Annotated in this window: 23 protein-coding genes and 2 tRNA genes; 20 read left to right on the forward strand and 5 right to left on the reverse strand. The window is 64.5% G+C overall.

Annotated elements, in window-relative coordinates:
• The first annotated feature begins 85 nt into the window (after nucleotides 1-85).
• From VA599_RS16315 to VA599_RS16355, 9 genes are all read left to right on the forward strand, one after another.
• Entirely contained in the window at nucleotides 86-739 is a 654-nt protein-coding gene (locus tag VA599_RS16315; protein ID WP_346789519.1) for a hydrolase, read from the forward strand.
• A 64-nt stretch (nucleotides 740-803) separates the two neighbouring features.
• Nucleotides 804-2,684, forward strand: coding sequence for an amidohydrolase (locus tag VA599_RS16320; RefSeq protein WP_346789521.1), 1,881 nt, complete (start codon nucleotides 804-806; stop codon nucleotides 2,682-2,684).
• A 104-nt stretch (nucleotides 2,685-2,788) separates the two neighbouring features.
• On the forward strand, nucleotides 2,789-4,036 hold the full coding sequence (gene glyA / locus VA599_RS16325) for a serine hydroxymethyltransferase (RefSeq protein ID WP_046157138.1): 1,248 nt from the start codon (nucleotides 2,789-2,791) through the stop codon (nucleotides 4,034-4,036).
• A gap of 144 nt (nucleotides 4,037-4,180) precedes the next feature.
• Nucleotides 4,181-4,639, forward strand: coding sequence for a transcriptional regulator NrdR (nrdR, locus tag VA599_RS16330; protein ID WP_021476991.1), 459 nt, complete (start codon nucleotides 4,181-4,183; stop codon nucleotides 4,637-4,639).
• Nucleotides 4,640-4,696: 57 nt separating this feature from the next.
• Entirely contained in the window at nucleotides 4,697-5,245 is a 549-nt protein-coding gene (locus tag VA599_RS16335) for a GNAT family N-acetyltransferase (protein ID WP_346789523.1), read from the forward strand.
• A complete protein-coding gene (locus VA599_RS16340; RefSeq protein ID WP_346789524.1) occupies nucleotides 5,242-5,775 on the forward strand; it encodes a GNAT family N-acetyltransferase in 534 nt (177 codons plus the stop codon). Before VA599_RS16335 ends, VA599_RS16340 begins: the two co-directional genes overlap by 4 nt.
• A complete protein-coding gene (gene ribD, locus VA599_RS16345) occupies nucleotides 5,772-6,878 on the forward strand; it encodes a bifunctional diaminohydroxyphosphoribosylaminopyrimidine deaminase/5-amino-6-(5-phosphoribosylamino)uracil reductase RibD (RefSeq protein WP_346789525.1) in 1,107 nt (368 codons plus the stop codon). Before VA599_RS16340 ends, ribD begins: the two co-directional genes overlap by 4 nt.
• Nucleotides 6,879-6,977: 99 nt before the next feature.
• Nucleotides 6,978-7,619: a hypothetical protein gene (locus VA599_RS16350; protein WP_021476995.1), complete on the forward strand. Its 642-nt coding sequence runs from the start codon at nucleotides 6,978-6,980 to the stop codon at nucleotides 7,617-7,619.
• A gap of 148 nt (nucleotides 7,620-7,767) precedes the next feature.
• A complete protein-coding gene (locus VA599_RS16355; RefSeq protein ID WP_346789527.1) occupies nucleotides 7,768-9,255 on the forward strand; it encodes a carboxypeptidase M32 in 1,488 nt (495 codons plus the stop codon).
• A gap of 145 nt (nucleotides 9,256-9,400) precedes the next feature.
• Here VA599_RS16355 and VA599_RS16360 read toward each other — a convergent pair whose 3' ends face one another.
• Nucleotides 9,401-10,270: an alpha/beta fold hydrolase gene (locus VA599_RS16360; RefSeq protein ID WP_346789529.1), complete on the reverse strand. Its 870-nt coding sequence runs from the start codon at nucleotides 10,268-10,270 to the stop codon at nucleotides 9,401-9,403.
• A 731-nt stretch (nucleotides 10,271-11,001) separates the two neighbouring features.
• Between VA599_RS16360 and VA599_RS16365 the strand changes: the two genes are divergently transcribed.
• The 4 genes from VA599_RS16365 (at nucleotide 11,002) to VA599_RS16380 (ending at nucleotide 15,983) form a co-directional block, all read left to right on the forward strand.
• Nucleotides 11,002-11,526, forward strand: coding sequence for a fimbrial protein (locus VA599_RS16365; protein WP_021476998.1), 525 nt, complete (start codon nucleotides 11,002-11,004; stop codon nucleotides 11,524-11,526).
• Nucleotides 11,527-11,594: 68 nt separating this feature from the next.
• Nucleotides 11,595-12,344 carry a fimbrial biogenesis chaperone gene (locus tag VA599_RS16370; RefSeq protein ID WP_346789531.1) on the forward strand — a complete coding sequence of 250 codons (750 nt, stop codon included), beginning with the start codon at nucleotides 11,595-11,597 and terminating at the stop codon, nucleotides 12,342-12,344.
• A gap of 55 nt (nucleotides 12,345-12,399) precedes the next feature.
• On the forward strand, nucleotides 12,400-14,973 hold the full coding sequence (locus VA599_RS16375) for a fimbria/pilus outer membrane usher protein (RefSeq protein ID WP_346789532.1): 2,574 nt from the start codon (nucleotides 12,400-12,402) through the stop codon (nucleotides 14,971-14,973).
• Between the two features lie 44 nt (nucleotides 14,974-15,017).
• Complete coding sequence (locus tag VA599_RS16380) at nucleotides 15,018-15,983, forward strand: fimbrial protein (protein ID WP_346789534.1); 966 nt, start codon at nucleotides 15,018-15,020, stop codon at nucleotides 15,981-15,983.
• 72 nt (nucleotides 15,984-16,055) lie between these two features.
• Here VA599_RS16380 and VA599_RS16385 read toward each other — a convergent pair whose 3' ends face one another.
• From VA599_RS16385 to VA599_RS16395, 3 genes are all read right to left on the reverse strand, one after another.
• Nucleotides 16,056-16,358 (reverse strand): fimbrial protein, encoded by a 303-nt coding sequence (locus VA599_RS16385; RefSeq protein ID WP_346789537.1) that lies wholly within the window; start codon nucleotides 16,356-16,358, stop codon nucleotides 16,056-16,058.
• A 429-nt stretch (nucleotides 16,359-16,787) separates the two neighbouring features.
• Nucleotides 16,788-18,401: an MFS transporter gene (locus VA599_RS16390; RefSeq protein ID WP_346789539.1), complete on the reverse strand. Its 1,614-nt coding sequence runs from the start codon at nucleotides 18,399-18,401 to the stop codon at nucleotides 16,788-16,790.
• Complete coding sequence (locus VA599_RS16395) at nucleotides 18,398-20,050, reverse strand: GMC family oxidoreductase (protein WP_346789541.1); 1,653 nt, start codon at nucleotides 20,048-20,050, stop codon at nucleotides 18,398-18,400. The genes VA599_RS16390 and VA599_RS16395 overlap by 4 nt, the downstream gene beginning before the upstream one ends.
• A 166-nt stretch (nucleotides 20,051-20,216) precedes the next feature.
• On the opposite strand from VA599_RS16395, the gene VA599_RS16400 reads away from it, so the two are divergent.
• Together VA599_RS16400 and VA599_RS16405 are read left to right on the forward strand one after the other, a co-directional pair.
• Nucleotides 20,217-21,134 carry a LysR family transcriptional regulator gene (locus VA599_RS16400; protein ID WP_046157124.1) on the forward strand — a complete coding sequence of 306 codons (918 nt, stop codon included), beginning with the start codon at nucleotides 20,217-20,219 and terminating at the stop codon, nucleotides 21,132-21,134.
• Between the two features lie 9 nt (nucleotides 21,135-21,143).
• Nucleotides 21,144-21,998, forward strand: a complete 855-nt coding sequence (locus tag VA599_RS16405; protein ID WP_346789542.1) for an AraC family transcriptional regulator — start codon at nucleotides 21,144-21,146, stop codon at nucleotides 21,996-21,998.
• A 66-nt stretch (nucleotides 21,999-22,064) separates the two neighbouring features.
• Here the strand turns inward: VA599_RS16405 and guaB are convergent, their stop codons facing one another.
• Nucleotides 22,065-23,528 carry an IMP dehydrogenase gene (guaB, locus tag VA599_RS16410; RefSeq protein WP_104946386.1) on the reverse strand — a complete coding sequence of 488 codons (1,464 nt, stop codon included), beginning with the start codon at nucleotides 23,526-23,528 and terminating at the stop codon, nucleotides 22,065-22,067.
• A 141-nt stretch (nucleotides 23,529-23,669) separates the two neighbouring features.
• Between guaB and VA599_RS16415 the strand changes: the two genes are divergently transcribed.
• The 5 genes from VA599_RS16415 (at nucleotide 23,670) to VA599_RS16435 (ending at nucleotide 26,846) form a co-directional block, all read left to right on the forward strand.
• On the forward strand, nucleotides 23,670-24,098 hold the full coding sequence (locus VA599_RS16415) for a DUF4124 domain-containing protein (protein ID WP_231178718.1): 429 nt from the start codon (nucleotides 23,670-23,672) through the stop codon (nucleotides 24,096-24,098).
• On the forward strand, nucleotides 24,098-25,903 hold the full coding sequence (uvrC, locus tag VA599_RS16420; protein WP_346789544.1) for an excinuclease ABC subunit UvrC: 1,806 nt from the start codon (nucleotides 24,098-24,100) through the stop codon (nucleotides 25,901-25,903). The genes VA599_RS16415 and uvrC overlap by 1 nt, the downstream gene beginning before the upstream one ends.
• 86 nt (nucleotides 25,904-25,989) lie before the next feature.
• Nucleotides 25,990-26,571 carry a CDP-diacylglycerol--glycerol-3-phosphate 3-phosphatidyltransferase gene (pgsA, locus tag VA599_RS16425; RefSeq protein WP_021477010.1) on the forward strand — a complete coding sequence of 194 codons (582 nt, stop codon included), beginning with the start codon at nucleotides 25,990-25,992 and terminating at the stop codon, nucleotides 26,569-26,571.
• 101 nt (nucleotides 26,572-26,672) lie between these two features.
• Nucleotides 26,673-26,748 (forward strand) — tRNA-Gly (locus tag VA599_RS16430).
• 22 nt (nucleotides 26,749-26,770) lie between these two features.
• Nucleotides 26,771-26,846, forward strand: a tRNA-Gly gene (locus VA599_RS16435).
• The last annotated feature ends 4 nt before the right edge of the window (nucleotides 26,847-26,850 follow it).

Genomic DNA, 26,850 nt, shown 5'->3' on the forward strand with positions numbered 1-26,850 from the left:
TGCTTGGCGAGCAGCGGGGCGGCGGCCCCCACTGACGCCCATCCAGTTAACCGGCCGCCAGCATATTTACAATGGAGAAACCGTGATGAAACCGACCGCAACCGCCGTGCCCAGCCCCTTGCTGCTGGCCCCGCGCGACCACACGCTGATCATGATCGACTACCAGTCGCAGATGGCCTTCGCCACCCATTCCATCGATATGCCGACGCTGCGCAACAACGCCGGCCTGGTCGCCAGCGCCGCCGCCGGATTCGGCGTGTCCACCATCCTGACCACCGTGGCGGAGAAAAGCTTCTCCGGCCCGATGTTCGATGAGGTGACCGCGCCGTTTCCGGACTTGCGCATGCTGGACCGCACGTCGATGAACACCTGGGAAGACGCCGCGGTGATCGCCCGCGTCAATCAGATCGGCAAGGGCCGCATCGTGCTGGCCGGCCTGTGGACCAGCGTCTGCATCGTCGGCCCGGCCTTGTCCGCGCTGGATCAGGGTTTCGAGGTCTATGTGATCGCCGATGCCTGCGGCGATATCTCGGCCGAGGCGCACGAGCGCGCGATGCAGCGCATGGTGCAGGCCGGCGCGCGGCCCATCACCTCGCTGCAATACCTGCTGGAGCTGCAGCGCGACTGGGCGCGCGCCGACACCTATGAGCTGACCACCGGCATCGCCGCTAAGCTGGGCGGCGGCTACGGCCTGGGCATCCGCTACGCCAAAACCATGTTCGGCGGCCACGAAGGCTGATCGCCGCGCCGCCGCCGGCAGCAGGCGCTTTCCGGCGGCGGCCAATATTCCGGGAGAAACCATCATGGCTACCGCCGATGTGATTTTGCGCAATGGCCGCATCGCCACGCTGGACAGGCGCAAGCCGCTGGCCGGCGCAGTCGCCGTCAAGGACGGCCGCTTCCTCGCGGTGGGGGAGGACCATGAGATCATGGCGCTGGCCGGTCCGGCCACCCGCGTTGTCGATCTCAAGGGACGCCGCGCGCTGCCCGGCCTGATCGACAACCACACCCATCTGGTGCGCGGCGGGCTCAACTTCAATATGGAGCTGCGCTGGGACGGCGTGCGCTCGCTGGCCGACGCGATGGACATGCTGCGGCGGCAGGTGGCCGTCACGCCCGCGCCGCAATGGGTACGGGTGGTGGGCGGCTTCACCGAGCACCAGTTCGTCGAGAAGCGCCTGCCCACGCTGGACGAGATCAACGCCATCGCGCCGGACACGCCGGTTTTCCTGCTGCATCTGTACGATCGCGCTCTGCTCAACGGCGCCGCGCTGCGCACCGTCGGCTACGGCCGCGACACGCCTGCGCCGCCGGGCGGGGAGATCGTCCGCGACGGCAATGGCAATCCCACCGGCCTGCTGCTGGCCAAGCCCAACGCCGCCATCCTGTACGCGACGCTGGCCAAGGGCCCCAAGCTGCCGTTCGATTACCAGCTGAACTCTACCCGCCACTTCATGCGCGAATTGAACCGCCTGGGCGTGACCGGCGTCATCGATGCCGGCGGCGGCTTCCAGAATTACCCGGACGATTACGCGGTGATCCAGCAGCTGGCCGACGCCGGGCAGATGACGGTGCGGCTGGCCTACAATCTGTTTACCCAGAAACCCAAGGACGAAAAAGAGGATTTCCTCGCCTGGACCGGCAGCGTCCGCTACAAGCAGGGCGACGATTATTTCCGCCACAACGGCGCCGGCGAGATGCTGGTGTTTTCCGCCGCCGATTTCGAGGATTTCCGCCAGCCGCGGCCCGATATGCCGCCGGAGATGGAGGGCGAGCTGGAAGAGGTGGTGCGCATCCTGGCGCAGAACCGCTGGCCATGGCGCTTGCACGCCACCTACGACGAAACCATCTCCCGCGCGCTGGACGTGTTCGAGAAAGTGGACCGCGACATTCCCCTGCAAGGGCTGAACTGGTTCTTCGACCACGCCGAGACCATTTCCGAACGTTCGATGGACCGCATCGCCGCGCTGGGCGGCGGCATCGCGGTGCAGCACCGGATGGCTTACCAGGGCGAGTATTTCGTCGAGCGTTACGGCGCGGCGGCGGCCGAGGCGACGCCGCCCATCGCCCGCATGCTGGACAAGGGCTTGAAGGTGTCGGCCGGCACCGACGCCACCCGCGTCGCTTCTTACAATCCCTGGGTGTCGCTGGCGTGGATGATCACCGGCAAGACCGTCGGCGGCATGCGGCTCTATCCGCAGCGCAACTGCCTGGATCGCGAAACCGCGCTGCGGATGTGGACCGAGAACGTCGCCTGGTTCACCAACGAGGAGGGCGGGCGCGGGCGCATCGAAGCGGGCCAGCTGGCAGATCTGGTCGTGCCTGACCGGGATTTCTTCGCCTGCCCGGAGGACGACGTCTCTTTCCTGGTGTCCGAGCTGACCATGGTGGGCGGCCGCATCGTCTACGCCGCGGGCGGCTTCGCCGAGCTGGACGATAATCCCCTGCCGCCGGCGATGCCGGACTGGTCGCCGGCGCGGACCTTCAAGGGCTACGCCGCCTGGGGCGATCCGCAAGGCGCCGGCCGCCATTCGCTTCATCGCCAGGCGGCGGCCGCTTGCGGCTGCGCCAGCGCCTGCGGCCTGCATGGCCACCAGCATGCGCGGGCCTGGGGCGCGGAGCTGCCGGTGTCGGACGCCAAGGGCTTTTTCGGCGCCTTGGGCTGTTCCTGCTGGGCGGTGTGAGGGGCGCGGCGCAGCCTGGGCGAGCTTGCTTCACGTTAAGGTTTCGCGCGAGGCATTTCGTGTAGAATGCCCGGATCGTTAACCCTTTGATGGATGAGTCAAAGATGTTCGCTGCTGACCAGACGATCGCCAAATTCGACCCAGAACTCGCCGCCGCCATCGCGGCTGAATGCCAACGCCAGGAAGATCACATCGAGCTGATCGCCTCGGAAAACTACACCAGCCCGGCCGTCATGGAAGCCCAAGGCTCCCAGCTGACCAACAAGTACGCCGAAGGCTATCCGGGCAAGCGCTTCTACGGCGGTTGCGAGCATGTGGACGTCGTTGAGCAACTGGCCATCGACCGCGTCAAGCAGCTGTTCGGCGCCGAATACGCCAACGTGCAGCCGCACTCCGGCTCCCAGGCCAACCAGGCGGTGTACTTCTCCATCCTGAAGCCGGGCGACACCGTGATGGGCATGAACCTCGGCCACGGCGGCCACCTGACCCACGGCTCCCCGGCCAACCTGTCCGGCAAGATGTTCAACATCGTCGCCTACGGTTTGAACGACAAGGAAGAAATCGACTACGACGACATGGAGCGCGTGGCGATGGAAACCAAGCCGAAGCTGATCATCGGCGGCGCGTCCGCTTACGCCTTGCGCTTCGACTTCGAGCGCATGGGCCAGATCGCCAAGAAGGTCGGCGCTTACTTCATGGTGGACATGGCTCACTATGCCGGCCTGGTGGCCGCGGGTCTGTACCCGAACCCGGTGCCGCACGCCGACTTCGTCACCTCGACCACCCACAAGACCCTGCGCGGTCCGCGCGGCGGCATCATTCTGGCCAAGGCCGAGTTCGAGAAGAGCATCAACAGCAATGTGTTCCCGACGCTGCAAGGCGGCCCGCTGGAGCACGTGATCGCCGCCAAGGCCGTGGCCTTCAAGGAAGCGCTGCAGCCGGAGTTCAAGGAATACCAGCAGCAGGTGCTGAAGAACGCCGCCATCATGGCCAAGACCCTGGCCGAGCGCGGTCTGCGCATCGTGTCCGGCCGCACCGAGAGCCACGTGTTCCTGGTCGACCTGCGTCCCAAGGGCCTGACCGGCAAGCAAGCCGACGCGCTGCTGGGCCGCGCCCACATCACGGTCAACAAGAACTCGATCCCGAACGACCCGGAAACCCCGTTCGTCACCTCCGGCGTGCGCATCGGCTCTCCGGCCATCACCACCCGCGGCTTCAAGGAAGCCGAGGCCATCGAAGTGGCCAATATGGTCGCCGACGTGCTGGACAACCCGAACGACGACGCGCTGATCGCCCGCATCGCGGAGAAGGCCACCGCGCTGTGCCACCGCTTCCCGGTGTATGCCAAGTAATCAGCCGGCTCGCCCGGATGCAGAAAAGCCGCCCGCAGGGGCGGCTTTTTGTTTGCGGCGGGTCCTATTCTGGTGGCGGCCGGCGGTGCGGGCGGACGGCATTGCTGATAACATCCAACTATTGCAACCCACAGGATTATTGTCATGAAATGCGCGTTTTGCGGCAACTCGGACACCCAGGTGATCGACTCCCGCGTCAGCGAGGACGGCAGCAGCATCCGCCGCCGTCGCCGCTGCCCGGCCTGCGACAAGCGTTTCACGACCTTCGAGACTGCCGACGTGCGCATGCCGCAGGTGGTGAAGACCGCGGGCCACCGGTCCGAGTTCGACATTGAGAAAGTGCGCACCAGCTTCCTGCGCGCGCTGCACAAGCGGCCGGTGTCCACCACGCTGGTGGACGAGGCGATAGACCGCATCTGCCACAAGCTGCTGCAGCTGGGCGAGCGCGAGGTCAGCAGCCGCCAGATCGGCGAGATGGTGATGAACGAGCTGGCGCGGCTGGACAAGGTGGCCTATGTCCGTTTCGCGTCGGTTTACCGCAGTTTCCAGGATATTTCAGAATTTACCGATGCGATCAAGGAAATTCAGAAGTCGTCGCATTGACAGTCCGATATTGGGTTGATTAGGCTGGATAATTGAATTGTCATTTTTCGAGATGCCATGACCGCCATCGCCCAGACACGCATTGCCCTGCTGCCGCCCGACGTCATCCACGCCGAGCGGCTGTTCGCATTGATAGACGAAAGCCGCGAGACGCTGCGCGCCTGGTTGCCCTGGGTGGACGCCACCCTCAGCGCGGAGGACAGCCGGCAGTTCCTGGCCGGCGTCGCCGAAGGCGCGCGCAGCGGATCGGCTTGCGCGTCCTGGCTGATCGCGCTGGATGGGGAGCTGGCCGGCTGCATCGACATCCATGGCATCAGCAAACTGCACCGATCAGGCTTTCTGGGCTACTGGCTGGCCGACCGTTTCGTCGGCAAGGGCGTGATGGGCGAGGCCGCGGCGCAAGCTCTGGATGCGGGCTTCGGCACGTTGGAGTTGAACCGGATCGCCATCCTGGCGGGCGTGGCGAATGCCCGCAGCCGCGCGGTGGCCGAGCGCCTGGGGTTTGTCCAAGAGGGGGCGCAGCGCGAGGGGCTCCATCTGCATGGCCGTTATCATGACGCCTGCCAGTACAGCATGCTGGCCGGCGAGTGGCGGGCGCGGCGATGAGCGTGGTGGAGATCCGCCCGCCGGATCCGGCGGGCGACGCCGAACGGATTTATGCGCTGATCGAACGCTATCGCGCCACTCTGTCGCAATGGATGGCCGGCATCGTCAGGCCGCAGTCGACGGCGGATACCGAGGCCTTTCTCCGGTCGCAGGCAGAGGGCAACGACGAGGGCCGTTGCGCGCATCGGGTGATTCTGGCGGATGGCGAAATCGCCGGCATCTGTTCGCTGCACGGCATCAGCGCCGCCCATCGCTATGCCCGCCTCGGCTACTGGCTGGCCGACAGCCACGTCGGCCGGGGCGTGATGTCGCAGGCGTTGACGCTATTGTTGAACTACGCGTTCGAAGACCTGGAGCTGCATCGGGTGGAGCTGGGCTGCGCGCCGGAGAATCTGCGCAGTTGCCGCGTCGCCGAGCGGCTGGGCTTCAAGCTGGAAGGAGAGCTGCGCGACGCGCAGTTTCTGCGCGGCCGTTTCTGGAATATGCGTTGTTACGGCCTATTGGCCGATGAGTGGAAGAATCGAACATGACGGACTACCGCGCCGACGACTACCTGTACATGCAGCGCGCGCTGCGTTTGGCCGAGGGCGCGACGCGTCGGGCGGCGCCGAACCCTGGCGTCGGCTGCGTGCTGGTCAACAACGGCCGGGTGGTGGGCGAGGGCGCGACGCTGGCGGTGGGCGGCGACCACGCCGAGATCCAGGCGATCAAGGACTGCCTGGCGCGCGGCGAAAGCCCGCGCGGCGCCACCGCCTACGTGACGCTGGAGCCGTGCAGCCACCATGGCCGCACCCCGCCGTGCGCGGAGCGTCTGGTCGCGGAAGGCGTCGCGCGGGTGGTGGCGGCGATGGTGGACCCCTATCATGAAGTGGCGGGCCGCGGCATCGCCATGCTGCGCGCGGCCGGCGTAGAGGCGTCGGCGGGGTTGATGGAGGCGGAGGCGCGCTGGACGCACCGCGGCTTCCTGTCGCGCGTCGAGCGCGGCCGGCCCTGGGTGACGTTGAAGGCGGCCGCCACGCTGGACGGCAAGACCGCGCTGCTGAACGGCCGCAGCAAGTGGATCACCGGGCCGGAGGCGAGGATGGACGTGCAGCGGCTGCGCGCCGCGCATGGCGCGATCCTGACCGGCAGCGGCACCGTGCTGGCCGACGATCCGCAATTGACCGTGCGCGAGCTGCAGGTGGCGGCGCAGCCCTGGCGGGTGGTGCTGGACGGCGATCTGCGCACCGATGCCGGCGCGCGCGTCTATCAGGGCGGCGGCGCATTGCTGGCCAGCTGCGAGACGGACGAGGGCCGCTTGGCCGCGTTCCGCGAGCGCGGGGTGGACGTCCTGGCGCTGGCGCGCCGCGACGGCAAGGCCGATCTGGCCGATCTGCTGAAGCAGCTGGCCGGACGCGGCGTCAACGAACTGATGGTGGAGGCCGGCGCCGGCCTCAACGGCGTGATGCTACAGGCCGGGCTGGTCGACGAGATCGTGCTGTACCTGGCGCCGTCGCTGGCCGGCGACGCCGCGCGCGGCCTGTTCGCTTGGCCGGCGCTGGACGATCTGGCCGACAAGATCGAGCTGGATATCGCCGACATCGGCAAAGTTGGACGGGATCTGCGGCTGTCGTTGCGTCCGCGCCGCGTTTAGCGCCGCCTGTCTTCTTGCCGGCTCCGGCTGCGTTATCGCTATCGGAGGCGCGGCGTTTCCGCCGCCATGGGAGAGTGCGATGGTTGCGAGGGCTGGGGCATGAATCCCCGCGAGGCGACGCTGGATGCCTATTTGAAGCTGATCGCCCGGCTGGGCGCCGACGACGGGGTGGTGGCGGCGCGGCGGGAAATGCTGCGGCGTTTGCTGGCCCGGCTTGCCGGCGCGAAGCGGACTTCCGGCGATTATCACGCCCATGTCGGGGGGTTCGTCGCGGATTGCGGGCAATCCGAGCGGGTGCTGGCCATCACCTGCGCCCGCGAGTTCTATTATTTCTGGCTCGACGACATGAAGAAAATGGTGGAAATGACGGCCCGCGCCGGCTTTTCCATCCATAACCCGGATTTTCCCTGGCATGGCGATTTCAACGCGCTGCTGGGCGCGATGCGCGAGTCCGGCTTTTCGCGCTTCCCGCCCTCGCTGGGCCTGTATCTGGGAAAATCGTTCGAAGACGGCGCCGACGAGGCCGATATCCGCCAGCGCGAACATCTGCTCAAGGCCTTGCTTTTCCTGCTCGATCCCCATCCTCCCACCTCCAGCCATTACCGGATGGCGGTGGATGCGCTGTTGCAGCATCTGGCGGACGCTGCGGCCCGGCAGCAGCTGCTGGCGCTGGTGCGTGAGTATTTCGGCTACTGGCAGTCCTTCCCCTTTTCCCATCATCGGAAAAGCGGGGCGCGGTGAAGGATTCTGGTGAGTAAAACTCATCAGTTGTTTTTGTGCCTGCCATGCGCGTTGTGCTTTCCATCCTTTGTTCATAAGGATGAATTCCCATGATTGACCCGCTAGGCTGGCGATGTGAACATGCGCTTTCTACACAAAGGAGAATGCGATGGGACATCAGACGGCCTATCAGAGCCTGACCCGCACTTTTCAACGGCTGCATCATTTCGGCCATCTGGGTTCCATCGCCAGCTGGGATCAGGCGGCGATGATGCCAGCCAAGGGCAACGAGGCGCGCGCCGCCGCCCAGGCCGAGCTGCAGGTGCTGATGCATCAGTTGATCACCGCTCCGGAGCTGGCGCAGCAACTGAGCGGGGCCGAGCGGGAGGATCTGGACGAGCTGCAACGCGCCAATCTGCGCGAGATGCGCCGGGAATGGCAGCAGGCCAATTTGCTGCCCGCCGAGCTGGTGGAGGCCAAAACGCTGGCCGCCGCGCGCTGCGAGCATGCCTGGCGCAGCCAGCGCAAGAATAATGACTGGAAGGGCTTTCTGCCCAATTTCCGCGAGGTGCTGAGGCTGGCGCGGCAAGAGGCGGCGCTGTTGGCCGAGGCCAACGGCGTCAGCCGTTACGACGCGCTGCTGGACAAGTACGAGCCGGGCGTGAAGAGCGCCGAGATCGCGCGCATCTTCGACGACGTGAAGACCTGGCTGCCCGGCTTGATCGCCCAGGTCCGCGCCAAGCAGGTCGGCGAGACGGTGATCCGGCCACAGGGGCCGTTTCCAGTCGAGCGGCAACGCGAGTTGGGCCTGGAGGCGATGAAACTGCTGGGATTCGATTTCGACGGCGGTAGGCTGGATGTCAGCGCCCACCCGTTCTGCGGCGGCGTGCCGGAGGACGTGCGCATCACCACTCGTTATCGCGACGACGATTTCGTCCAGAGCCTGATGGGCATCATTCATGAAACCGGCCACGCCCGCTACGAACAGGGCCTGCCGCGCGATCTGCTGTCGCTGCCGGTCGGCCGCGCCCGTTCGATGGGCATACACGAGAGCCAGAGCCTGTCGTTCGAAATGCAGCTGGGTTGCAGCCGCGGCTTCCTGCAATTGCTGGCGCCGATGCTGCGCCGCCATTTCGGCGCTCAGCCGGCCTTCGACGCCGACAACCTGGCCAAGCTGTTCACCCGGGTCGAGCCCGGCTACATCCGCGTCGACGCCGACGAGTTGTGCTACCCGGCGCACGTGATCCTGCGCTTCGAGATCGAGCGCGCGCTGATCGACGGCGAAATCGAGGCTGAAGACGTGCCGGCGCTATGGGACGAGAAGATGATGGCCTATCTGGGCGTGGACACGCGCGGCAACTATCGCGACGGTTGTTTGCAGGACATCCACTGGACTGACACATTCGGCTATTTTCCCAGCTATACGCTGGGCGCGATGTACGCGGCGCAATATTTCGCGACGTTGCGGCGGCGGGAGCCGGGGCTGGACGACAAGATCGGCCGGGGGGAGCTGGAGCCGGTGTTCGGCTGGCTGCGCGAAAACATCTGGACCCAGGGCAGCCGCTGGAGCACCGACGAACTGGTCCGGCGCGCCACCGGCGAAGCGTTGAACCCGGCGCACTATCGCGCGCATCTGGAAGCGCGCTATCTGGGCTAGCCGCCGGGGGCCGGAGTCGTTCCGGCTCTTTTAGACACGCGGACAAACCCCCTGATCCCGCGTTGCGCTTCCTTGTCGTACGGCTGGCATGGTTTGCGTCGGCGCGCCTTGGCCCAGCTTCTTTGCGAGGCTTTGCCGGCGGCGCTTAGTCTTGCCGCAGCAGGAAGCGTTCGACTTCGGCAGCCATCTGTTCCGGCTTCTCCCATTGCAGCATATGGCCGGCGCCGGCGATCGTGGCCTCGCTGAGGCGGGCGAAACAGGCGCGGCGCTGGTCCAGCGTGGCCATCACGTCGCTGACGACTGGGTGGCCGAACGGCTGCTCGCCCAGCAGCCACAGCACCGGCGCGCTGATGCGGCGCCAACAGGCCATCGCCTCCTCCAGCCGGTACAGCACCGGATTGACCATTTTGTGGCGCGGGTCGGCGCGGTAGACCACGCCGCCGTCTACCGGCCGGGTCAGCTCCGCGGCTAGCCAGCGCGCGCGTTCGAGCGTCACCCCCGGATTGCGGGCAACCAGCTTGTTAGCCGCCTGTTCCGGGCTCTCCATCGGTTCGAACCCCATGGCTTGGCTGGTTTCCCGCAGCCAGCGGCCGTAACGGCCAGGCGCCTCGGCCGGGCGGGTGGGGTTGAGGCCGAAGCCTTCGGCCAGTACCAGCTTCTCTATTCTTTGCGGACAGACGCCGGCATAGATGCCGGCGATCATCGCGCCCATGCTGTGCCCGAGCAGCTTGACCGGCTGGTCCGGCGACAGTTGGCGCAGCAGATCGTCGAGGTCGGCCAGGTAGTCGGGGAAATAATAGCTGCCGTCATTCCATTGGCTATCGCCGAAGCCGCGCCAGTCGGGCGCGACGACCCGCCACTCTTCTTGCAGCGCGTCCACCATGAATTGAAACGTGGCGGAGCTGTCCATCCAGCCGTGCAGCAGCACCAGCAGCGGCGCGTCGTCGGCGCCCCAGCGGCGCAGATGGCAGCGGCGTTGATTGAGCGTCAGGTATTGGCTGGAGGCGGGGGGCATGTCGGGCGGGTTCCGTTCGGTGCGCAGCCGTTCAGTGTAACTGCGCGATGACGGTGCGGATAGTGGCGGCTCGGGCATTATTGGCAATGGAAATGAAAATGTCATTATGGTTTGCCTTTTCTTTGGAATTTGGCGTATTTATTAAATTAAAAGTTTAAAATGTTGTTAATTTGATGCAAGAATGCGACACGCCAGCACAGTCATGACAAACTGTTATCTTGATAAAAATCCTTTTTAATCAATGGATTGATTTTAATTTTTACATAAATGCTCAAGTAAGAGGATGTTGAAAGTTATGTCTTTTTTGATTTAACCTTACGTCCATATCGCAGCCAAACCACGCAAGCGGAGGCTCCCGGCAAGGGATGCCGGATGCGATGAAGCTGAGCATTGTCCAGCCATGGAAGGCGACAGACAGCCATTTTCAACAGTGTCCGCCGCCGATCTTCAGCGTTTTGCCCGCCTGTTTTTTCAATCTGATGACGAACGACTGTCAGATGGCTTTGATTAGATTTGATGTATTTTGTGAAATCTGATTATTGTTTTATTGAAAATTGGCGGCAGCGAAGCCGGCTTCGGACGGGCTCGGCGCCGGAACATCTCAAGTGCAGGCAGGGATCGCAAGATTGCCGAAGATGCCTTGACGTGTCGGACAGCTCTTCAACTTCTGCCCCTGGCGGGCAGGCAATCGGGCAACAGCACTGCCTGCAATTTAAACGGAGACTATTTAAATGAAAAAGATCGTAACCGCAGCTCTGATCGGCTTGGGCGTGTACTCTTCCGGCGCCATGGCCGCTGACGGCAAAATCACCGTCACTGGAAACATCGTTGCCCAGACCTGCACCATCGCCGGCACTTCCGGCTCCAACGTCACCGTGAACCTGCCGACCGTGGGCGCTTCCTCGCTGGCCAGCACCGGCCAGACCGCCGGCGCCACCCCGTTCGCGATCAACCTGAGCAACTGCCCGTCCAGCCTGAAGAGCGCGCAGACCCGCTTCGAAGTGGGCCCGACCGTGAACCCGACTTCCGGCAACCTGCTGAACAGCACCGGCGCCGGCTCGGCTTCCAACGTTGAAGTACAGCTGCTGAACAACACCTTCAACGCGATCAACCTGAGCACCAACGCCAACTCGCAGCAAGTCGCCATCAGCGGCGGCGCAGCCACCATGGGCTACTACGCCCAGTACATCGCCACCGGCGCGGCTGGCGCGGGTTCGGTGAATACCAGCGTTCAGTACTCGATGACCTACCAGTAACAGGCGTCATCCGGCAGGCGGCTTGCGAGCCGCCCGCCGGTATCTTTTGCATGGAGGCGGGTTAGGAAATGAAACAAGCAGTATGGCGAGGAGCGCTCGCCCTGGCGATCGCCGGCTCGGTATGGACCAGCGCGGCCTCGGCCGGCGTGGTGATTTCCGGAACCCGCGTCGTGTACAAGGCGGAAGACCGCGAAGTGACCGTCAAGGTCAGCAACCCGGGCAAGGAACCATCCCTGGTGCAGGTGTGGGCCGACAGCGGCAACGAGAAATCCGTTCCCGACACCGCCGACGCGCCTTTCCTGATCATGCCGCCGATTTTCCGCGTGGACCCGGCCAAAGGCCAAACCTTGCGCCTGACCTTCACCGGCGCCGATCTGCCCAAAGAGCGCGAGTCGGTGTTCTGGCTGAACGTGCTGGATGTGCCGCCGCTGCCGAAGGCCGGCAACGAGCAGCGCAATTTCATGCAAGTGGCTTTCCGTTCCCGCATCAAGTTGTTCTATCGTCCCACCGGCCTGCAGGGCACGCCGGACGATGCAGCCGACAAGCTTTCCTGGACTTTGCTGCCGCAGGCCGGCGGCAAGGGCTACATGCTGCGCGCGTCCAACCGCGCCGCGTACAACGTCTCGCTGAACCGGGCGATGCTGCTGGTGGGCAAGCATGAGTACGAAACCGACGGCGGCATGGTGCCGCCGGGCGGCAGCCACGACTTCGCGCTAAAGGACTTGAAGCTCAAGCCGGACGCCGGCGCGAAGCTCACCTACGAAAGCATCAACGATTACGGCGCCCCAGTCATGCACAGCGCGCCCTTAGCTCCCTGATAATTCCAGCGTAGGCCTGCCGGGGCTGCGCGCTCCCGCAGGAGACGATCTAGCCATGAAGCACTTGATGACACGACAGTCCGATAACAGCTGGGCCCTTAGCCCGCTCAGCTTGTTGATTTTCGGCTTGTTCGGCGGCCAGGCTGCCTTGGCGGATACGTCCGCGGCGGAAAACGCCGCGCTGGGCGATGTGCAGTTCAATCCTGTCTTCATCAATCAGAATTCCAACGGGAAAAAAGTCGATCTTTCCCGCTTCAACCAGATGGGCGGGGCTTTTCCCGGCAATTACCGCGCCGACGTCTACGCCAACGCCGTCTGGATCGGCCGCCGCGACGTGCAGATGAAGGAACTGGCTGAAGGCAAGGTGCTGGCCTGCTTCAACCGCGCGATGATGGACGAGCTGGGCGTGGACTTCACCAAGGTGGGGAGTGTGGCCGGCGTACCGGGACGGGATGAGCCCGCCCGCTGCGTCGACATCGCCACGGTGGTGCCCGGCGCATTCTCCAGCTTCAACAGCTCGGATCTGCGCCTGGATGTCAGCATTCCGCAGAAATACCTGCGGGCCCAGGCGCGCGGCTACGTCGCGCCGGAATACTGGGACGCCGGCGCGCCGTTCGCCGGCTTCCTTAATTACAACGCCAATGGCTACCGCTACGACAACGGCGCCGCCGGCAAGTCGACCCAGTATTATTTCGGCGCCAATGCCGGCCTGAACATCGGCTTGTGGCGCTTCCGCTATAACGGCTCGCTGACGCAGCAGGACAGCGGCAACGGCCAGAGCCAGCGCAACTACCAGGGCGCGTCCGCCTATACCCAGCGCGATGTCACCGACTGGCACTCGGTGCTGACCCTGGGCGATTACTTCACGCCCTCCGACATGTTCAGCAGTGTGCCTTTCCGCGGCGTGCAGCTGAGCTCCGACGACCGGATGTTGCCGGAGTCGATGCAGGGCTACGCGCCGGTGGTGCGCGGCGTCGCCGAGACCAATGCCAAAGTATCGATTCGCCAGAACGGCAATCTGATTTACGAAAACGCGGTGCCGCCGGGCGAGTTCAGCATCGACGATCTCTACAACACCGGCTTCTCCGGCGACCTGGAAGTGACGGTCACCGAGGCGGACGGCCGCGTGCGCAAATTCGTCGTGCCTTACGCAGCCGTGCCCCAGCTGCTGCGCGAAGGACAATCCCGTTACGCGATCACCGCGGCGCAATGGCGCGACAACTCGCTCAACAAGCGCCCCGATTTCGTGCAAGCGACCTACCAGCGCGGCATCAGCAACAGCCTGACCCTGTACGGCGGCCTGATCGCCGCCGACCATTACCAGTCGGCGCTGTTCGGCTCCGGCGTCAATACGCCGCTGGGCGCGCTGGCGCTGGATGTCACCCAGTCCTGGGCCAGCAATCTGCCGTTCAACGCCAGCGCCGCCAATATGCAGGGCCAGAGCTACCGGGTGACCTACAGCAAGCTGATGGAGTCGACGCGCACCAACTTCACGGTGGCCGCCTATCGCTTCTCCACCGATGGCTATCTGGAACTGCGCGACTATGCCAACCTGATCAACCAGGTCGGCGTGGTTTACCGCGCCAAGAACAAATTCCAGCTCAACGCCGACCAGCCGCTGGGCGATGGCCGCGGACAATTGTTCTTCACCGGCTCCACCCAGGATTACTGGAACCAGAAGGGCCGGGATCTGACTTACCAGCTGGGTTACAGCAACAGCTTCAAGTCGGTGAGCCTGAACCTGTCCGCCGGCCGTACCCAGGATTCGACCGGCCGCATCGTCAACCAGTACATGCTGAGCCTGTCGATGCCGCTGGGCCGCGAGCCGTATTCCCCGCTGCTGAGCACCAGCGTCAGCGGCAGCAGCGATCGCAGCGGCAACGCGCAGATCAATCTGAGCGGCACCACCGGCGAATTGCGCAACCTCAGCTACAACGTCTACGCCAGCGGCAACCGCAGCAGCGCCGGCGCCAACAGCAGCCGCGGCGGCGGCGGCAGCGTGCAGTACGCCACCTCGGTGGCGACGCTGACCGCGGGCGCGAGCTCGAGCGGCGGCAACTCCCAGGCGAATGCCGGCATCAGCGGCGCGCTGGTGTTCCATCCGGGCGGCGTGACGGCGGCCCAGTCGCTGGGCGAATCCTTCGCCGTGGTCGAGGCGCCGGGAGCCGAAGGCGCGGCAGTGAGCAACACCAACGGCGTGCGCGTCAACAAGAACGGCTACGCGGTGGTGTCCTCGCTGATGCCGTACCGCCGCAATGAGATCACGCTGGATCCGAAAGGCATGGATCAAGACGTGGAATTGCAGGAAACCAGCGTGCAGGACGCGCCGCGCGCCGGCGCCATCGTGATGCTGAAATTCAACACCCAGCAGGGCAAGCCGGTGATCGTGACGCTGAAGCGGCCGGACGGCAGCCATCTGCCGGTGGGCGCCACGGTCAGCGGCGGCGACGATTTCCTCACCATGGTGGGGCAGGGCGGACGCGCCTTCCTGCGCGGCGTGGAAGGCAAGCCGTTGACGGCGAGCTGGGGCAGCGACGCCGGCCAGCAATGCCGTTTCAGCTATCAACTGCCGCAGAAGACGGGCGACGCGGCCTATATGCGGACCGATGCCGTTTGCGAGCCGCTGTGATGTTTGGCGCGAGCCACTAGAGATACCGGGAAAGCGATAGGAAAATGAAGAAACTGATCTGCTGCGGAGTATATGGATGGCTGCTGGCGCTGATGCTGGCCATGCCGGCGACCAGCTACGCGCTGGGTTGCTGGAACGGCAGCAGCAGTTCCGGCAATGTCACCTCCACGTTCAATCTGCCGGGCAACTTGTATGTTTCCGCCAACGCGCCGGTCGGCACCATCATCTGGCAGTCGTCATTGCAGAACCTCAACCTGTACTGCTCACAGAGCGTTGGCGAATATGTGTATTTTTGGGTGAATCCCAAGGGGCGGACGCTGGCTCCCGGCTTGCAGATCGGCATCATCTTCAATGGCCAGACCTACACTCAGAGCAGCGGTGCCATCAATACCGGCATCTACGTGCCGCAGAATGGCTATGTCAGGACGAACCTGCCGTATTCCATCGTGTTGTTGAAGACCAGCGGCGCGCCGTCCAGCGGCACATCTACGATCAGCCAGTACTCGGTTTTCCAGCTTGATGGCAAGGGGGGCATCAACGCGGCGCCCGGCATCAACTTCAACCAGCTGATCGACGGCAGCGTGACCTTCACGCCAGGCGGCACCTGCGATCTGAGCGCGAACGGGCAGTACACAGTGAATCTGCCCACGGTCGCCAGCGGCCAGTTCGCGTCGGTGGGCAGCGCGCTGTCGCGCTACGCCTTCACCATCACCGCCGCCAATTGCTCCACCGGCGTGAGGACGGCGACTTTCCGCTTCTCGGGAACGGCCGATTCGAACAATCCGGTGCTGTTCGCCAATACCGGCGGCTCGGCTCAGGGGGTTGCCATCAACTTTGGCAGTTCGGCCGACGGCGCCAACATCGGCGCCAACAGCACCAACAACACCCGGGTGGTGAACGTGCAGTCGCAAATGGCGCAGCTGGGCGTGTTCGCGGAATACATGCGGACGGCCAACGTGGTGGCGGGCAGCCTGCAGACGGCGATCACGATCGACATGTTGTACCAATAGCCGATCGATCTGCGGCGACAATGAAAAAAGCCTTCGGCCGTTTGGCCGAAGGCTTTTTTGCGTGGTGTCGGGTCAGTTGTAGACGATGGTGACCAGCTGTCCGTTGCTTTGAGTGGTCGAGCCGGTCATGTTGACGGCGGCGATGCTCAGCGACTGGGTGTTGTCCATGCCGGAGCAGGATTGGCCGGACGCCATTTTGCGGGCGGCCTGGTATTGGCGGGGATTCTGCGCGTAGCTCAGCAAGGTGCTGCTGTTCTGGGCGCAAGGTTCCTTGACGATGGAGCCGCTGAAGTTGACGGTGCCGCCGTTGGAGGCCATGGCAAAGCCGGATTGCAGAACGGCCAACGCTGCCAGAGTCAGTATGGCTTTTTTCATTTGAGTCTCCCTGTTGGCGGCCCGCGAGCGATTACTTGCGAACTGTAAACAAATTATTTAAATTAATTCGTTTATATTTAATTTGTTCTGTTAAGCAAAGTATAGGCACAAGAATTGTAAACATCAAGCCTATGTTTAATTGAATTATTAATAATAAAAATTGAAAAGTTGTAGGCTGGCCGCCGTGCGCGGTTTTGCTTGGGGTCGCCGCGGGGAGCGGATGATTTTCTGGCAGGGATAATTTCAAGTTATTGCATTTTTGCGGGATTGCTTGATTTTTGGCTGTCGTCGATGGGAAAGCGGAGGGACCGGCGAGCGGGTTTTGGCTTTCCCGGGAGAGGGCTGGCGATGGCGAGGAAGCAAAAGCCCCCTCGGAGGAGGGGGCGGCCGCGGGGGCAAGGTGCGGTGGCGATGGGATGTGCTTAAGGTTCAGTGGCCGTGGATGTCGTTGCGGAAGGTTTCCTTCAGGAACAGCAGGCTTACAACGAGACTGACGGCATAGACCACGATCGGGTACCACAGGCCGTACAGGATGTCGCCGGTGTAGACCACCAGCGAAAAGGCGACGGTCGGCATCAGCCCGCCGATCCAGCCGTTGCCCAAGTGATAGGGCAGCGACATCGAGGTGTAGCGGATGCGGGTGGGGAACAGCTCCACCATCATCGCGGCCAGCGGGCCGTAGGTCAGCGCGGAGATCACCGACAGCAGCACCAGCACCAGGATCACCATCGCGTGGTTGATCTTGGCCGGGTCGGCCTTGTCCGGATAACCGGCGGTTTTCAGCGCGTCCTGCAGCGCTTTCTTGTCGAAGCCCTGTTGAACGGTTGCGCCGATATGGACTTCGGTTACGCCGGCCGGCGCGGCTTTTTGCTGGTAGGGCACGCCGCTCTTGGCCAGCAGCGCCTTGGCCTGGTCGCACGGGGTGTTCAGCTTGGCTTTGCCGATGGGGTCGAACTGGAAGTGGCAGCTGGCCGGGTCGGCCACCACCGTCACCGGGGCGCGGGACTGGGCGGAGGCGACGTCCGGGTTGGCGTAGTCGGTCAGCCAGCCGAAGGCGGGGAAGGTCAGCGCCAGGCCCAGCGCCAGGCCGGCGATCAGCACCGGCTTGCGGCCGATGCGGTCGGACAGGTGGCCGAAATACAGGAATAGCGGCGTGGTCAGGATCAGCGACGCGATCAGCATCAGGTTGGCGGTTTGCGGGTCGACTTTCAGGATCTGGGTCAGGAAGAACAGCGAGTAGAACTGCGCGCAGTAGAAGGTCACCGCCTGGCCGCCGTTGAAGCCGAACAGCGAGATCAGCACCACTTTCAGGTTGGGCCAGTTGCCGAAGGCCTCGCTGATCGGCGCTTTGGAATGCTTGCCCTCGGCCTTCATTTTCAGGAAGGCCGGCGATTCCTGCATCGACAGCCGGATCCAGGTGGAGATCGCCAGCAGGAAGATGGACAACAGGAAGGGCAGGCGCCAGCCCCACTCGTTGAAGGCGTCGCCGGTGAGCTTGCGGCAGGCCAGGATCACCAGCAGCGACAGCAGCAGGCCGGCGCCGGCGGTGACCTGGATCCAGCTGGTGTAGCCGCCGCGTTTGTGGTCCGGAGCGTGTTCGGCCACGTAGATGGCCGCGCCGCCGTATTCGCCGCCGATGGCCAGGCCCTGCAGCATGCGCAGCGACACCAGGATCAGCGGCGCGGCGATGCCCAGCGTGGCGTAGCCGGGCAGCATGCCGACCAGGAAGGTGGACAGGCCCATGATGACGATGGTGGCGAGGAAAGTGTACTTGCGGCCCACCATGTCGCCCAGCCGGCCGAACACCAGCGCGCCGAACGGCCGCACCACGAAGCCGGCGGCGAAGGTCATCAGCGCGAAGATGAAGGCGGTGGTCTCGTTGACGCCTGAGAAGAACTGCTTGCCGATGATGGCGGCCAGCGCGCCGTACAGGAAGAAGTCGTACCATTCGAACACTGTGCCGAGCGACGAGGCGAGTATCACCTTGCGCTCGGCGCGGCTGATGCCGGCGGTGGAAGCCGCCGATGCGATGCTGTTGCTCATGTCCAGGTCTCCTTTGCGGGTGGGGACGGCGTCCGTATCGGCGCCGCTTGCTTGTTGTCCTGCTCTATCATCTGCGCCGCCTTGGCGGCGATCATCAAGGTTGGGCTATTGGTGTTGCCGGACGTGATGGCGGGCATGATGGACGCATCCGCCACGCGCAGGCCGGCGATGCCGCGCACCCGCAGTCTGTCGTCCACCACCGCCAGTTCGTCGCGGCCCATCTTGCAGGTGCCCACCGGGTGGAAGATGGTGGTGCCGATCCGGCCGGCGGCATCGATCAGCTGTTCTTCGCTCCGGTACTGCAGGCCGGGCCGGTATTCCTCGGGCAGGTAACGCGACAGCGCCGGCGACGCGGCGATGCGGCGCGTCAGGCGGATCGCCGCGGCGGCGACGCGCTGGTCTTGCGGATGGCTGAGATAGTTGGGCTGGATCAGAGGCGGCGCGTCCGGGCGAGCGCCGCCGATGGCGACATGGCCGCGGCTCTCGGGCCGCAGCTGGCACACCGAGGCGGTGAAGGCGGGGAACGGGTGCAGGGGCTCGCCGAAGCGTTCCAGCGACAGCGGCTGCACATGGTATTCCAGGTCGGGCGTGGCGGCGCTGGGGCCGCTGCGGGCGAAGGCGCCGAGCTGGCTGGGCGCCATCGACAGCGGCCCGCTGCGCTTCCATAGGTATTCCCAGGCCATCGCCAGTTTGCCGCTCCAACTGGCCGCGCGGCGGTTCAGCGTGGGCGCGCCGCGGATTTTGAACACCAGCCGCAGCTGCAGGTGGTCCTGCAGATTGGCGCCGACGCCGGGCAGAATGCGCAGCGGCTCAATGCCATGGCTCGCCAGCAAGGGCGCCGGGCCGATGCCGCTGCGCTGCAGCACAAGGGGAGAGCCGATGGCGCCGGCGGCGAGGATGATCTCGCCGCGGCAGCGGGCCTGCAGCGGCATTCCCTGTTGCATAAATGCGATAGCGGCGGCGCGGCCGTTTTCCAGGATCAGCCGGTCGGCCTCCGCGCCGGTCAGCACCGTGAGATTGGCGCGATCGCGGATCGGCCGCAGGAAAGCGCGCGCGCTGCTCCAGCGCCAGCCGCCTTTCTGATTGACCTCGAAGTAGCCGCAGCCGGCGTTGTCGCCGGTATTGAAATCGTCAACGGGGGCGATGCCCTGCTCGGAGGCGGCGGCGCGGAAGGCGTCCAATATTTCCCATGACAGCCGCTGCTTCTCCACCCGCCATTCGCCGCCATGCCCGTGCAGCGGACGTGCGGGATCGTAGTGGTCTTCCATGGCGATGAAATGCGGCAGCGCGTCGCGCCAGCCCCAGCCGCGGTTGCCCAGCGCTTCCCAGCGGTCGTAGTCGGCGGCCTGGCCGCGCATGTAGATCATGCCGTTGATCGACGAGGAGCCGCCCAGCACCTTGCCGCGCGGGTAGCCCAGCGAGCGGCCGCCCAGCCCGCTTTCCGCCGCGGTCTGGTAGCACCAGTCGGTGCGCGGGTTGCCGATGCAGTAGAGATAGCCCACAGGGATGTGGATCCACGGGTAGTCGTCGCTGCCGCCGGCCTCCAGCAGCAGCACGCGTTTGTCCGGATCGGCGGACAGCCGGTTGGCCAGCAGGCAGCCGGCGCTGCCTGCGCCGACGATGATGTAGTCGAATTCGCCGCTGAGCATGGCGGGATGCTCCGGTCATGTCGTTGTCGTAGCTGGCATCTAAACCGAAGCGGAGGCCGCTGGGAATAGCCAGCGGGAAACAACGTATGTTAATTTTTTAACAGGCGGCGGCGGATTGGCCGCCGTTTTCGTGTGCAAACGCACAACACCCATCGCGGGGAGGACCATGTTCGACTGGAACGATGTCCGCTTTTTTCTGGCCTTGCAGCGCAGCGGCAAGCTGCTGAGCGCGGCGCGGCAGATGGGCACCACCCATGCCACGGTGGCGCGCCACATCGCCGCGTTGGAGCGGGTGCTGGGCCAGCCGCTGTTCATCCAGCAGGCCGACGGCTACATGCTGACCGCCGCCGGCCGCCAGTTGCTGCCGCTGGCCGAATCGCTGGAGAACACCGCTTCGCAGATGCTGGACAGCGGCAGCAGGGGCCATGCCGAGGTGAGCGGCGTGGTGAGGCTGGGGGCGCCGGAGGGGCTGGGCGCGCTGTTTCTGGCCCGCCACATGCCGGCGCTGATGGCGCAGTACCCGGGATTGGAGATCGATCTGGTGGCGGTGCCGCGCTTCGTCAGCATCACCAGCCGCGAGGTGGACATCGCCATCGCGCTGGAGCGGCCGCAGGCCAATATGGTGGTGACGCGCAAGCTGACCGATTACTGCCTGGGCCTGTACGCCACGCCGGCCTATCTGGCGGGACATGCGCCGATACGCGAGCGCGAGGATCTGAACGGCCATGCCATCCTCGCCTATGTCGACGATCTGCTGTTCACCCGCGAGCTGATGTACCACCATGGCCTGTGCCGCCATCCCAGCATGCCCTTGCGCAGCACCAGCGTGGTGGCGCAGAAGGAGGCGGCGCTGGCCGACGGCGGCATCGCGGTGTTGCCTTATTACACGATTTACGATGATCCGCGGCTGGCGCAGATCCTGCCCGAGCTGCGCATCGTCCGCTCCTACTGGATCAGCGCGCGCAGCAACATCCGCCGCACGCTGCGCTACCGGGTGGTCTGGGACTACGTGGTGGACTTGTGCCAGCGCATGCAATGGCTGCTGTTGCATGAACCGCAAGATCGATCAATCGAAACCGCCTAGGCTATCCGCATGAGACACGCATACCGGCAATTCGGCCCAGGCACCTTGTACACGGTGCGCCTGCTGCGCGCGCTGGATTATCTGTGGCGCCATCTGGACGAGCCGCTGCTGCTGGACCGGCTGGCGGAGGAGGCCTGCTTCTCGCGTTTTCACTTCCATCGGCTGTACCGCAACCTGATGGGCGAAACCGTGATGGAGAGCCGGCAGCGCATGCTGCTGCATCGGGCCGCCGGCGAGCTGGGGAGGGCGGACAGGCCGCTGGCCAGGATCGCGGCGCGGGCCGGCTTCGCCAGCAGCGCCGCCTTCATCCGCGCCTTTGCCGGCCGCTACGGCGAGACGCCGGGCCGCTACCGCCAGCGTCGTCTCATGTTTCTCAATCAAAGGGAGAGGACCATGCGCCAGGTAGAGATTGTGGAAAAGGATGCCGTCAGGGTGCTGATGCGCCATCATCGCGGACCGTATATGGAGATCGGCCAGGCCTTCGACGCGCTGCGCGCCGTCCAGGGGCCGCAGCAGGACGGCGACCTGCCGGGGAGAAGCTTCGGCATGTATCTGGACGACCAGGCGCAGACGCCGGCGGCCGACTGCCGATCCATCGCCTGCGCCACCATGCCGGAAAGATTGTGGGACCGGCAGGTGGACGGTTTCGAGTGGGGCAAGATTCCAGCCGGACGCTACGCGGCCCTGCTGCATGCCGGGCCCTATGCGGAGCTGGAGGAGAGCTGGGACTGGCTGTACCGCCATTGGCTGCCGGCCAGCGGCGAGGTGCCCGGGGCCACGCCCTGCGTGGAGGAGTATCTGAATGCGCCCTACGACACGCCGCCGTCAGAGCTGAAAACGCTGCTGCTGCTGTCGCTGGCCTGACTGGCCTGTGCGCAAAAAAAGCCCGCGTTGCGAAACGCGGGCTTTTGTTCGACCAGGCGAACCGGCTTAGCGGTCCACGTGGTAGTTCGGCGCTTCCTTGGTGATCTGCACGTCGTGGACGTGGGATTCGCGGATGCCGGCCGAGGTGATTTCGACGAACTGCGCCTTCTGGTGCAGGTCGGCGATGGTCGGGCAGCCGAGGTAGCCCATCGACGAACGCAGGCCGCCCACCAGCTGGTGGATTACCTGGGAGATCGGGCCCTTGTACGGCACGCGGCCTTCGATGCCTTCCGGCACGAACTTGTCGGCGGCGTTGGAGCTGTCCTGGAAGTAGCGGTCGGCCGAGCCTTGGCTCATCGCGCCAAGCGAACCCATGCCGCGATAGGACTTGTACGAACGGCCCTGGAACAGTTCCACTTCGCCCGGGGCTTCCTCGGTGCCGGCGAACATGCCGCCCAGCATCACCGCGTTGCCGCCTGCAGCCAACGCCTTGGCGATGTCGCCGGAGAAGCGGATGCCGCCGTCGGCGATCATCGGCACGCCGGTGTCTTTCAGCGCTTCGGACACGTTGTGGATGGCGGTCAGTTGCGGCACGCCGACGCCGGCGACGATGCGGGTGGTGCAGATGGAGCCGGGGCCGATGCCGACCTTGACGCCGTCGGCGCCGGCCTTGACCAGATCCAGCGCAGCCTGGGCGGTGGCGATGTTGCCGCCGATCACGTCCACGTGCGGGAAGTTCTGCTTGACCCAGCGCACGCGGTCCAGCACGCCCTGGCTGTGGCCGTGGGCGGTGTCGACCACGATCACGTCCACGCCGGCCGCCACCAGCGCCTTGACGCGCTCTTCGGTGTCGGCGCCGGTGCCGACGGCCGCGCCTACGCGCAGGCGGCCCTGGCTATCCTTGTTGGCGTTCGGGTGTTCGCTGGTCTTGATGATGTCCTTGACCGTGATCAGGCCCTTCAGCTCCCAGGCGTCGTTGATCACCAGCACGCGCTCCAGGCGGTGCTTGTGCATCAGCTCGCGGGCTTCGTCGATGCTGGCGCCTTCCTTGACGGTGATCAGGCGTTCGCGCGGGGTCATGATGGAGCCGACGGTCTGGTCGAGGCGGGTTTCGAAACGCAGATCGCGGTTGGTGACGATGCCGACTACCTTGCCGTCTTCGATCACCGGCAGGCCGGAAATCTTGTACTGGCGGGTCAGCAGCACCAGATCGCGCACCAGCATGTCCGGCGCGATGGTGATCGGGTCTTTCACCACGCCGCTTTCGTGGCGCTTGACCTTGGAAACCTCGGCGGCCTGCTTCTCGGCGCCCATGTTCTTGTGCACGATGCCGATGCCGCCTTCCTGAGCCATGGCGATGGCGAGGCGGGCTTCGGTCACCGTATCCATGGCGGCGGAAACCAGCGGCAGGTTCAGGGTGATGTTGCGAGTAAGTTTGGTGCTCAGCGCTACGTCGCGCGGCAGAACTTCAGAATGGGCCGGGACGAGGAGGACGTCGTCGAAGGTGTAGGCTTTCTCGATGATGCGCATCGCATTTCCTTAGGCGGCAAAGCCGCATTATACCGGATCGTCAACTGTTCTGCAAAAACAGCGTAATGCGGCGTTTTGCGCGGCCAGGAGGCAGGCTTTACAATCCGGATATAAAGCGATGACAGCGGCGGGATGGTGACGATGAAGTCTTTTCTAGTATGGACGATTTTGGCGGCGTCGCTGATGCCGGCCCTGGCCGCGGCCGAGGTCTACACCTGGACCGACGCCAACGGCAACAAGGTGTACTCCGATCAGCCGCCGCCTAGCGTCAACGCGCGGCGGATGAACGTGCGCGCGCAGCCGGCGCCGCCAGCCTCGGCGCCCCAGGCAGAGAAAAAGGCGGAAAAGAAAACCGACAACAAGGCGGTAGCGTCCGACAACGCCGCCATCACCGCGGCCAACGCCAAGATCAAGGAACAGAACTGCAAGTCGGCGCAGACCAATCTATCCACGCTGCAGCTGAACGGCCGCATCCGCATGCCGGGTTCCACCGCGCTGGCCACCGACGCGCAGCGCAACGAGCTGATCCGCCAAGCCCAGAAAGATGTCCAGACCTGGTGCGCCAAATAGTGTCCAAGCCCGCATTCGATTACCAGAACGTATTGCAGAACCTGCCCGCGCTGCCCGGCGTCTACCGGATGCTGGGCGAGGGCGGCAAGGTGCTGTATGTCGGCAAGGCGATAGACCTGAAGCGCCGCGTCAGCTCCTATTTCCAGAAGAACGACCTCAGCCCGCGCATTCAGTTGATGGTCAGGCAGATTGCCAGCATCGAGACTACGGTCACCCGCACCGAGGCCGAGGCGCTGATTCTGGAAAACAACCTGATCAAGGCGCTGGCGCCGCGCTACAACATCCTGTTCCGCGACGACAAGTCCTATCCTTATCTAATGTTCAGCGGCCACGCGTTCCCGCAGATGGCCTATTACCGCGGCGAGCCCAAGAAGCCCAACCAGTACTTCGGCCCCTATCCCAACGGTTACGCGGTGCGCGAGAGCATACAGATCCTGCAGAAGGTGTTCCGGCTGCGCACTTGCGAAGACGCGGTGTTTTCCAACCGTTCCCGCCCCTGTCTGCTGTACCAGATCAAGCGCTGCTCCGCGCCCTGCGTCGATCATATTTCCAAAGACGAGTACGCGGCCGACGTTGCCAGCGCGGTTTCCTTTCTCAACGGCAAGCAGAGCGAACTGATAGGCGCGCTGACTGAACGGATGGCCGCCGCCGCCGAAGCGATGGAGTTCGAGCAGGCGGCGGAGCTGCGCGACCAGATCCAGGCTTTGGCGCGGGTGCAGGAGAAGCAGTTCGTCGCCAGCAACCAGAGCCAGCAGGACTGCGACGTGGTGGCGGCGCGGGTGGGCGACGGCATGCCCTGCGTCAATCTGGTGATGATACGCGGCGGCCGCCATCTGGGAGACAAGAGCCACTTTCCAGTCGGCGGCGAGGCCGACACCGCCGAGGAAATCCTGCAGGCCTTCGTCGCCCAGCATTACCAGCACGCGGCGGTGCCGGCCGCGCTGGTGGTCAACGGCGAGCTGGACGACGCCTTGCAGTCCTTTCTGCAGACTCGCGCCGGCCGCAAGGTCTACATCGTCGGCAACCCGATAGGCGAGCGCCGGGTATGGCTGGAGATGGCGGAGAAGAACGCCGATCTGGCCATCCAGCAGAAGCTGGGCAGCAAGGCGACCCAAACCCAGCGCCTGGCGCAGTTGAACGAGGTGCTGGAACTGGAGGAGGCGGGCCGTTTCGAATGCTTCGACATCAGCCACACCATGGGCGAGGCGACGGTGGCCTCTTGCGTGGTGTACGACAAGGGCGCGATGCAGCCCACCGAGTACCGCCGCTTCAACATCACCACCGCTTCGCCCGGCGACGATTACGCCGCGATGCGCGAAGTTCTGTCACGCCGCTACGGCAAACTGGCGGAAGGCGAGGGCCGGCTGCCGGACGCGGTGTTCATCGACGGCGGCAAGGGCCAGGTGGGCGTGGCGCTTGAGGTGATGGGCGAATTGGGGCTGAATCTGCCCATCGTCGGCATCGCCAAGGGAGAGGAGCGCAAACCCGGCCTGGAAACGCTGATCCTGCCTTACCTGGAAAAGACGCTACAATTGCGCCAGGATCATCCGGCGCTGCATCTTATCCAGACTGTGCGGGACGAGGCGCACCGCTTCGCCATCACCGGCCACCGCGCGCGCCGGGCCAAGGCGCGCACCGCGTCGACGCTGGAGGAGATTCCCGGCATCGGCGCCAAGCGGCGCCAGCAGCTGCTGACCCGCTTCGGCGGATTGCGCGGCGTGGCGGCGGCCAGCATGGAGGATCTGGCGCAAGTGGACGGCATCAGCCAGACGCTGGCGGAAAAGATTTACAATGCGCTGCATTGACGATTGAAAACGGCGGGCGTCCCTGATCCAGGCTCGGGGCGCCGGCCGGCGTTGTTGACGAGCCTGAAGCGACAAGACCAAGACCAATGCCCTTCAATTTGCCGATATTACTGACTTGGCTCAGGGTCGCCCTGATCCCGATCTGCGTGGCGGTGTTCTTCCTGCCGGACTCCATTCTGCTGCTGCACAGCCGCAATATCGTGGGGGCCGGCATTTTCGCATTGGCGGCCGCCACCGACTGGCTGGACGGCTATCTTGCGCGCAAGCTGGGGCAGACCTCGGCCTTCGGCGCCTTCCTCGATCCGGTGGCGGACAAGCTGATCGTCGCCGCGGCGCTGATCCTGCTGGTGCAGATGGGCCGCGCCGAGGGCTGGATGGCGATGATCATCATCGGCCGCGAGATCACCATTTCGGCGCTGCGCGAGTGGATGGCCGGCATGGGCAGCCGCAGCAGCGTGGCCGTCGCCTATATCGGCAAGCTCAAAACCGCCGCCCAGATGCTGGCGATCACGCTGCTGCTGTACGACGGCGAGCTGTTGCCAGGGCTGGATGCCCGCGGCTTGGGAAATTTTTCCATGTACGTCGCCGTCATATTGACTTTGTGGTCAATGGTTTATTACTTGCAGATGGCAGCCAAAGAGTTCGCGGGTAAAAAAATAGACGTTTGAGTGTTGACAGCCTCAAGCAAATCTCTATAATTCGCAGTCTCTCGCCGCCGCTGACGAAGCAGCAGCGAGATCAAGCAAAGCGTTGTAGCAAGTTACGCAGCGCGGGAATAGCTCAGTTGGTAGAGCGCAACCTTGCCAAGGTTGAGGTCGCGAGTTCGAGCCTCGTTTCCCGCTCCAGTAGCCTGAAACAATTTGTGATGCGGGAATAGCTCAGTTGGTAGAGCGCAACCTTGCCAAGGTTGAGGTCGCGAGTTCGAGCCTCGTTTCCCGCTCCAGTAG

It is taken from the genome of Chromobacterium indicum, from assembly GCF_039708975.1.
GTDB classification, from domain to species: domain Bacteria; phylum Pseudomonadota; class Gammaproteobacteria; order Burkholderiales; family Chromobacteriaceae; genus Chromobacterium; species Chromobacterium piscinae.